The sequence below is a fragment of the Microcystis sp. M_QC_C_20170808_M9Col genome (assembly GCF_007095495.1).
Taxonomy (GTDB): Bacteria; Cyanobacteriota; Cyanobacteriia; order Cyanobacteriales; family Microcystaceae; genus Microcystis; species Microcystis aeruginosa.
Genome location: NZ_SFBZ01000211.1, coordinates 1 through 7,767 on the forward strand (window position 1 = coordinate 1; position 7,767 = coordinate 7,767).

Annotated in this window: 7 protein-coding genes, 1 tRNA gene and 1 pseudogene; 7 read left to right on the forward strand and 2 right to left on the reverse strand. The window is 42.2% G+C overall.

All coding sequences use genetic code 11. From position 1 onward, the window contains the following. Positions 1 to 307, reverse strand: a pseudogene (locus tag EWV68_RS12295) (transposase family protein); the annotation flags it as partial. A 604-nt stretch (positions 308 to 911) separates the two neighbouring features. Here EWV68_RS12295 and EWV68_RS12300 point away from each other — a divergent pair. Together EWV68_RS12300 and EWV68_RS12305 are read left to right on the forward strand one after the other, a co-directional pair. Beyond that, a complete protein-coding gene (locus EWV68_RS12300) occupies positions 912 to 1,868 on the forward strand; it encodes a DUF4351 domain-containing protein (RefSeq protein ID WP_287169937.1) in 957 nt (318 codons plus the stop codon). Positions 1,869 to 1,907: 39 nt separating this feature from the next. Then, a complete protein-coding gene (locus EWV68_RS12305) occupies positions 1,908 to 2,411 on the forward strand; it encodes a sll1618 family protein (RefSeq protein ID WP_287169938.1) in 504 nt (167 codons plus the stop codon). A gap of 208 nt (positions 2,412 to 2,619) precedes the next feature. On the opposite strand, the gene EWV68_RS12310 is transcribed toward EWV68_RS12305, so the two are convergent. Then, positions 2,620 to 2,691: transfer RNA gene (locus EWV68_RS12310), tRNA-Thr, on the reverse strand. Between the two features lie 59 nt (positions 2,692 to 2,750). Between EWV68_RS12310 and EWV68_RS12315 the strand changes: the two genes are divergently transcribed. From EWV68_RS12315 to EWV68_RS12335, 5 genes are all read left to right on the forward strand, one after another. Further along, entirely contained in the window at positions 2,751 to 3,005 is a 255-nt protein-coding gene (locus EWV68_RS12315) for a DUF3493 domain-containing protein (protein WP_002781347.1), read from the forward strand. 221 nt (positions 3,006 to 3,226) lie between these two features. Then, positions 3,227 to 3,520: an RNA-binding regulator gene (gene rbp, locus EWV68_RS12320; protein WP_287169939.1), complete on the forward strand. Its 294-nt coding sequence runs from the start codon at positions 3,227 to 3,229 to the stop codon at positions 3,518 to 3,520. Positions 3,521 to 4,025: 505 nt separating this feature from the next. Then, positions 4,026 to 4,319, forward strand: coding sequence for an RNA-binding regulator (gene rbp / locus EWV68_RS12325; RefSeq protein WP_287169940.1), 294 nt, complete (start codon positions 4,026 to 4,028; stop codon positions 4,317 to 4,319). A 199-nt stretch (positions 4,320 to 4,518) separates the two neighbouring features. Then, positions 4,519 to 7,041 (forward strand): glycogen/starch/alpha-glucan phosphorylase, encoded by a 2,523-nt coding sequence (locus tag EWV68_RS12330; protein ID WP_287169941.1) that lies wholly within the window; start codon positions 4,519 to 4,521, stop codon positions 7,039 to 7,041. Positions 7,042 to 7,221: 180 nt separating this feature from the next. Then, positions 7,222 to 7,503 carry a hemolysin XhlA family protein gene (locus EWV68_RS12335; protein ID WP_002736843.1) on the forward strand — a complete coding sequence of 94 codons (282 nt, stop codon included), beginning with the start codon at positions 7,222 to 7,224 and terminating at the stop codon, positions 7,501 to 7,503. Positions 7,504 to 7,767 lie beyond the last annotated feature (264 nt).

Below are 7,767 nucleotides of genomic sequence, written 5' to 3' on the forward strand. Positions count from 1 at the left end.
CGGCTAGTCTTTTCGTATAGGTTCGTTTCTTGGCGACAAAATCTAACTCTTCGCTAAAGGGTTTCTGACAATTACCGCACTTAAATTGACGACGATTAACCTGTAGGTACACTGGTTGTCCTGAGATTGGTAAATCTTTGACTAAATGTCGATGATTTTGGTGTAGTTTATCGCTCTCTAACCCACAATGAGGACAGGTTGCTTTTTTATTTTTCGATTCGACTGGTCAAACTATACCGATATTTTCTAGGTGTCGATAGCCTTGAATACAGGTTCCTTGTAGGTTCAAAAATTTGTCAAGTATCATAAGTAAAATAATCTCGTTTTTGGCTATTATATCAAATCTTAACTCAATTGTCTATCTTTTGGCATTAACCTGTTTGTGCTTTAAGTCCTTCCCTGTATGGATTTCAGCTACTTTTGAGCTTAGGTACTCTCATCGAATTTTATTTTAAGTTAATTATTTGCATAACAATTCCCGAAGAGCCGATATTTTTAACTCCTTCTTCTCCTAATTGATTAGATATTTTGAGAATTTTTAAAACTATATTGATAATCTAATCCGACAGCTACTGTCGCCTTTTTGATTGTCTATCCTAAAGATATTTTACCTAACCAGTGCCATCTTCTTGTTGCCACTGAGTCTTGACTGGTTCTGTATTTATCTTTCGGTTCCTCTGAACTTAGATGTTCGGATAAGTACGCTTTCTTGGGCATTTTATCTCCTCGTCCTTACTCGTCTTATTATAGGATTTGCTATTACCCCTCGCTCAAATTTGTGCTACTATGGAAGGCAATATCGAGGATTTAATTTCTTTGTCTCCTAGTGCTGGTCATTGGAAAATCCTTGATAATTACTACAAAAAGTTATGAAGATAAGCTGAAGGATTCCTCGTTTATAATTATTAGGTATGAATAATGTTATTGACCATGATCGTTTATTTAAGGAATTAATTGCGACTTTTTTTGTTGAATTTATTCAGTTGTTTTTTCCTGAGATTATCAATTATTTAGAGCCTAATCAGATCACATTTTTAGACAAAGAAGTCTTTACCGATGTCACGGAAGGAGAAAAGTATGAAAGTGATTTAGTCGCCCAAGTGCAATTTCGAGGACAATCATCATTTTTCTTAATTCATCTAGAAGCACAGTCTAGCTCTCAACCGGAATTTAATCGGCGAATGTTTACTTATTTCGCTCGTCTGCATCAAAAATTTACCTTACCAGTTTATCCGATTGTCATATTCTCCTATGATCGTCCGCAAAAAGAAGCAATTCGTCAATACAAAATTGAGTTTCCTGAATTAAAAGTGTTAGAATTTAACTATCAAGTTGTCCAGTTAAATCGCTTGCATTGGCGAGATTTTATTAATCAACCTAATCCCGTCGCCGCCGCTTTGATGGCCAAGATGAAAATTGCCCCTCGGGATAGAGCAAAAGTTAAGGCACAATGTCTAAGATTATTGGTAACATTAAGATTAGATGCTGCTAGAATGCAATTGATTTCAGGCTTTGTCGATACCTATCTCAATCTCAACTCGTCCGAGGAGATAGAATTTCAACAGGAGATTAGCACATTTATTCAACCCGAACAGGAGGGAGTTATGCAGATTACCACCAGTTGGATGCGCCGCGGTTTAGAACAGGGTTTAGAACAGGGTTTAGAACAGGGTTTAGAACAGGGTTTAGCAAGAGAAAGAAATCTAATTGTTCGTCTGATTAAACGTAAGTTAGGAGCTATTGATGTGGCTCTAGAGAGTCGGATTATGACCTTGAATATTGATGATCTGGAACGAGCGGGGGAAGCTTTATTGGATTTTTCGACATGGGAGGATTTAACTAATTGGTTAAATGCTTTAGATGCTTAGTATTTTTCTCTTAAACTTCACATAAGGCTAGGTATGGATATGAGTATAACTTTTGAAAATGCCATCCAACAAACTCAAGATTTACTAAGTCAAATTGAGTTTTTAGATGCCAATACAATCACTCAGAAATTTACTGAGTTAGTCTCGACAGAAAATGGAGCCAGAGGATTTTTTGTTACTTACTTAACTAGCGATTTATCCCCTACGGAATATCCTATTTTAGAAGTCATCACTGCTTTAAAAACTTCCCCGATATTGGTCAATGAATTATTAGTCAAAAATCTGGCTATGTCCACGGCAATGGTCATCTATCATCGCGGTCAAGGGGACGAAGAAAACGCCCGAGGTTCTGAGAAAGTCCAAGAAAAAACTGGTCAACTAATTAAGCAGTTATTATCGCCTGCCTTGGAGGAAAAATTACAACAATTAGCCACCAGTTTAAACGCAGGACAAGGAGAATATCAAGCCTTTCTAGAGCGCTGGGGATATGACGATTGCCAACGTCAAGCGATCGCAGAAATCATTCAAGCTTTTCTCCACTAACTAGCTGATTTTTTGCCAAAGCCTTAGCCAGAAATAGGGACCGTTCGTCCCAAGCAATTAACTCTTGTTTGGGGCTAAAATGGCTTATTGAAGCCAATCCCCAGCAAAGGCGTTAACCTGGGGGAGTTTTGGCATAGCCGCAACAAAATCAAGGCATTTAACCACTGTACTGGTATTTCCTAGTCAACTTTTGGGAGAGAAAACCCCAAGCCGATGATGGGATTTGAACCCACGACCAATTGATTACGAATCAACTACTCTACCACTGAGCTACATCGGCACATTGCCAATTTCCGATTATATCACGGACAATAGATACAGAGCTAGAAAAATTTTTTTATGAGCAAATCCCCTCGACTCGATCCCCAAAAATACGCCCGCTTGAAAGCGGAAGCGGCCAATCCCTACCGAGGTCTGCGGCAGTTTATCTATCTCGGTTTAGGGGCCTCTGGTTTTATTGGTGCGGTGGTTTTTCTGGCCCAATTAGCGGCAGGTAGGGACGTAGCCACCGCCTTACCCAATTTTGCCCTACAAATCGGTGTGGTGGCCCTGATGATTTGGTTATTTCGTCGGGAGAAAAAAGCTGGCGGTTGAGGGAGTAGCCACCGATAGCCAAAACAGTCTCTTCCCCTGAAGAATAAAAGTTAACATTAACTCCAGTCTTTTCGTGTTATGATCGAGCCGAGAGTCAAGATTGGTGTTCAAGTTCGTTTTCAGTATTAACTCGGTAAGTCTTTTACTTTAGTATTGTTCGGCTTCTCCCTGAATTTTGTGTCTCCACACCGTTTCGAGTATTGTTCGAGGATTCAAGTATTATGTCTATTTTTGTTGGTAATCTCTCTTACGAGATTTCCCAAGATGATCTGGTCGATGTCTTTACAGACTACGGCAAGGTCCAAAGAGTCCATATTCCCGTTGACAAAGAGACAGGCCGCAAACGCGGTTTTGCCTTCGTGGAAATGGAAAATAAAGGCCAGGAGGGTGCCGCGATTGCCGCACTGGATGGTGCTGAATGGATGGGGCGAGCAATTAAAGTTAACCAGGCCCGCGATCGTGAAGAGCGCACGCCCTTCAATGGTGGTGGTGGTGACAGAAAAAAACGCTATTAAGCTTTTTTTGTGAATAATTGTGGGAGGGTGGACAGGGTTCACCCTTTTTTTGTCGTTAATTAGGGTTTGCGGCAAAAAGTTTTTCGTGGGGGCAGGGTGTAGCCCCCCCAACCCCCCCGACATCGGGGGGGTGGGGTGTGGGGTGTGGGGTTTTACCCATTTTCAGGGGGTCAGTTACCTAATTTTCAGGGAAAAAGTACCTGAATTTTACCCCCGATCACTCCAAGGGTCAGCACTTTTTGAGGTAAAAAAAGTCTAAAAACCTTATCTAACAAGGTTTTTAGATTTATTCAGCCAACCCCAAGTAAAGTATAAGGGATATCGTCATCAGATTCTGATCGGCGATCGACTCTTTCTGTGTTATGATCGAGGCGAGAGTCAAGATTAGTGTTCAAGTTCGTTTCCAGTATTAATCTGGTAAGTTTTTTACTTTAGTATTGTTCGGCTTCTCCCTGAATTTTGTGTCTCCACACCGTTTCGAGTATTGATCGAGGATTCAAGTATTATGTCTATTTTTGTTGGTAATCTCTCTTACGACATTTCCCAAGATGATCTGGTCGAGGTCTTTACAGACTACGGCAAGGTCCAAAGAGTCCATATTCCCGTTGACAAAGAGACAGGCCGCAAACGCGGTTTTGCCTTCGTGGAAATGGAAAATAAAGCCCAGGAAGGTGCCGCGATTGCCGCACTGGATGGTGCTGAATGGATGGGGCGAGCAATTAAAGTTAACGAAGCCCGCGAGCGTGAAGAGCGCACGCCCTTCAATGGTGGTGGTGGTGACAGAAAAAAACGCTATTAAGCTTTTTTTGTGAATAATTGTGGGAGGGTGGATAGGGTTCACCCTTTTTTTGGTGTCAATTGCGATCGCTACTCGGCTCAAAACCAATAGAAATCTAAATGTCTGAGTCTCTCCAAAAGGTAACAAGTAAACTATAAAGGATATCGTCATCAGAATCTGATCGGCGATCGACTCCCGAATATATGGACAACAAAAACCCATGGAGACAACCTATACCCTAGCTGATGGGACTGAAGCACTTCAATGCCCCACTTTAGTTGAAGACGATCGCACGGGCATGAGTCCCGAAACCCTAAAACGGGCTTTTCTGGACAATCTATTTTATTTGCAAGGGGTTAACCGCACTAATGCCAGTCCCTACAATTACTATGTCGCCCTTGCCTACACCGTTCGCGATCGCCTGCTGCGTCGTTTTCTGAAATCCACCGACACCTACAAACAAGAAAAAGTTAAACTCGTCTGCTATTTCTCCGCCGAATTTCTCATGGGGCGGTATTTAGGCAATAATCTCGCTAATTTGGGTATTTACGACCTAATCAAAGAGACGATCGAGGAATTAGGTCTTGATTTTGAGGAAATTATCGAACAGGAACCAGATCCCGGCCTCGGAAACGGCGGTTTAGGGCGTTTAGCGGCTTGTTTCCTCGATTCCCTCGCTTCCCTAGAAATTCCCGCCATCGGTTACGGTATCCGCTACGAATTTGGCATTTTCCATCAAATGATCCAAGACGGTTGGCAGGTGGAAATCCCCGATAACTGGCTACGCTTCGGCAATCCTTGGGAATTACCCCGTCCCGATGAAAGTGTGGAAGTAAAACTGGGTGGCCGGACGGAAATCTATCACGATGATAAGGGACAGGAACGGGTACAATGGCTGCCGGAACGTCGGGTTTTAGCCATTCCCCACGATACCCCCGTCCCGGGTTACAAAACCAACACGGTTAACGCTTTGCGTCTCTGGAAAGCAGAAGCGAGTGAATCGTTTAATTTTGAGGCTTTTAACGCCGGGTTATACGATCAATCCGTGGCCGAAAAAATGGACGCGGAAACCATTTCTAAAGTCCTTTATCCCAACGATAATACCCCCGCCGGTCGCGAATTACGTCTCGCCCAACAATACTTTTTTGTGGCCGCTTCCCTGCAAGATTTAATTCGCATTCACCTAAAAAGCCACAAAAATCTGCAAAACTTCCACGAAACCGCCGCTATTCAACTGAACGATACTCACCCCGCCATTGCGATCGCTGAGTTAATGCGTTTGTTAGTGGATGAAAACGGCTTAGAATGGTCAAAAGCTTGGACAATTACCCAAAAAACCTTCGCTTATACCAATCATACCCTATTGCCGGAAGCCCTGGAACGTTGGTCGGCGGATTTACTTGGCAAACTGCTGCCCCGACATCTAGAAATTATCTACCTGATCAATCACTTTTTCCTTGAGGATGTGCGGACTTGGTTTCCCGATAACGAGGAATTATTGGGCAAATTGTCGATAGTTGAAGAAGCTGGTTGGGGTAATAAACAAATTCGCATGGCTAATTTAGCCTGTGTGGGTAGTCACTCGATTAACGGAGTCGCCGCTTTACACACAGAGTTACTGCAAAAGGACACCCTGAAAGAGTTTGCCATGCTCTGGCCGGAAAAATTCTACAATAAAACCAATGGTGTCACCCCGCGCCGGTGGATTTTATTGAGCAATCCCCAATTATCGGCACTATTTACCGAAAAAATCGGCGATAATTGGTTAAAAGACCTGAAGGAATTGCGAAAACTGGAACAATACCTTGATGATCCCGAATTCCGTCAGCGTTGGTATGAAATTAAACAGGCGAATAAGGCCGATTTAGCGGCTTATATGCTGAAAACCCGCAATATCGAGGTGGATGTTAATTCGATTTTCGATGTGCAGGTAAAACGGATTCACGAATACAAACGCCAACATCTGGCAGTTCTGCACATTATCGCCCTTTACAATCGCATTAAACAGAACCCTCAGATCGATATCGTGCCGCGCACTTTTATCTTTGGTGGTAAGGCAGCCCCCGGTTACTTTATGGCGAAGTTAATTATTAAGTTAACTAATGCTGTAGCTGAAATTGTTAATAAGGATCCTGATGTCAGAGGTCGTTTAAAAGTGGTTTTCCTGCCTAACTTTAACGTTTCTTTGGGTCAACGCATCTATCCGGCGGCGGATCTGTCCGAACAGATTTCTACGGCGGGTAAGGAAGCTTCCGGAACCGGTAATATGAAGTTTGCCATGAATGGCTCCCTCACCATCGGGACTCTGGACGGCGCTAATATCGAAATTCGCGAGGAAGCAGGGGCAGAAAATTTCTTCCTTTTTGGCTTGACAGCAGAAGAAGTTTATGCTAAGAAGGCCCACGGTTATGAACCGATGAGCTATTACAAAAATAATCGCGAATTGAAGGGAGTGATCGATCGAATCAAGAGTGGTTATTTTAGCCATGGTGACCAGGAATTATTCAGGCCGATCGTTGATTCTCTCCTCTACGATGACCAGTATATGCTTTTAGCTGATTATCAATCCTACGCTGATTGTCAGGAACAGGTAGGTGAAGCTTATCGCGATCGGGACAAGTGGACGCGGATGTCGATTCTCAACTCGGTTCGTATGGCGAAATTCTCTAGCGATCGCACGATCTGGGAATATTGTCAAGAGATTTGGAAAGTTAATCCAGTCAAGATTAGTTTAGAGGATTAAAAAACTCGGTCAAGTTCGGGTTTAGTCCTTGACTAGCCCGAATTCTGGAACCGTAGCCCCAAAAATGCTTTGTGAAAAGGATGAAATTTATTATTTTTTGCTATCCAAAAACTGGGTCAACACTTTTGAGTTTTAGGGTGAATGATTCGGGGAGCTTTTTGATTATGAGGAAAAATATAAATGTCAGTAATAATTGAACAAAACCTAGGGGAAATTTTAGCTCAAATTAATCACAAATTAGAGAATTTACAAAAAGATGTTACAGACATCAAAATTGAGTTAACAGAAGCTAAGGGGGAAAGACAGGTATTAAAGGTGGAAATCGATAACCTGAAGCAAGATGTTAAGGCAATTAAAGGTTCACAACAGGCTCAAATTTGGACATTAATTGGTATTTTAATTACGGCGGTAGGAGGGTTTTTAGTGGCAGTGGGTAGGTTTGTTATTTCGGGTAATCCTTAATTGCAATACCGTCTAAACCATGATTGAGAGTGATTGAATGATCGACTATGATTAGATTGTCTTTAGACAATCCAATGTCTAAACTATGATGAGAATGATTGAATGATAGACTATGACTAGGTTATCCTTCTTCAGGATGGTTTTAGGGAGCAAGTCAGTTTTGTCAGAACATAAATACTATTCAATAGCTAAAGACTGTTATTTAGGTAAGCACAGCGGTGTTTAAGCACTTGAGGGATATTTTCTTCATTCCACTGGGCTCCA

Coding starts and splice junctions, on each gene's coding strand:
- EWV68_RS12300 (WP_287169937.1), top strand. CDS start 912: ATGAATAATGTTATTGACCATGATCGTTTATTTAAGGAATTAATTGCG.
- EWV68_RS12305 (WP_287169938.1), top strand. CDS start 1,908: ATGAGTATAACTTTTGAAAATGCCATCCAACAAACTCAAGATTTACTA.
- EWV68_RS12315 (WP_002781347.1), top strand. CDS start 2,751: ATGAGCAAATCCCCTCGACTCGATCCCCAAAAATACGCCCGCTTGAAA.
- rbp (WP_287169939.1), top strand. CDS start 3,227: ATGTCTATTTTTGTTGGTAATCTCTCTTACGAGATTTCCCAAGATGAT.
- rbp (WP_287169940.1), top strand. CDS start 4,026: ATGTCTATTTTTGTTGGTAATCTCTCTTACGACATTTCCCAAGATGAT.
- EWV68_RS12330 (WP_287169941.1), top strand. CDS start 4,519: ATGGAGACAACCTATACCCTAGCTGATGGGACTGAAGCACTTCAATGC.
- EWV68_RS12335 (WP_002736843.1), top strand. CDS start 7,222: ATGTCAGTAATAATTGAACAAAACCTAGGGGAAATTTTAGCTCAAATT.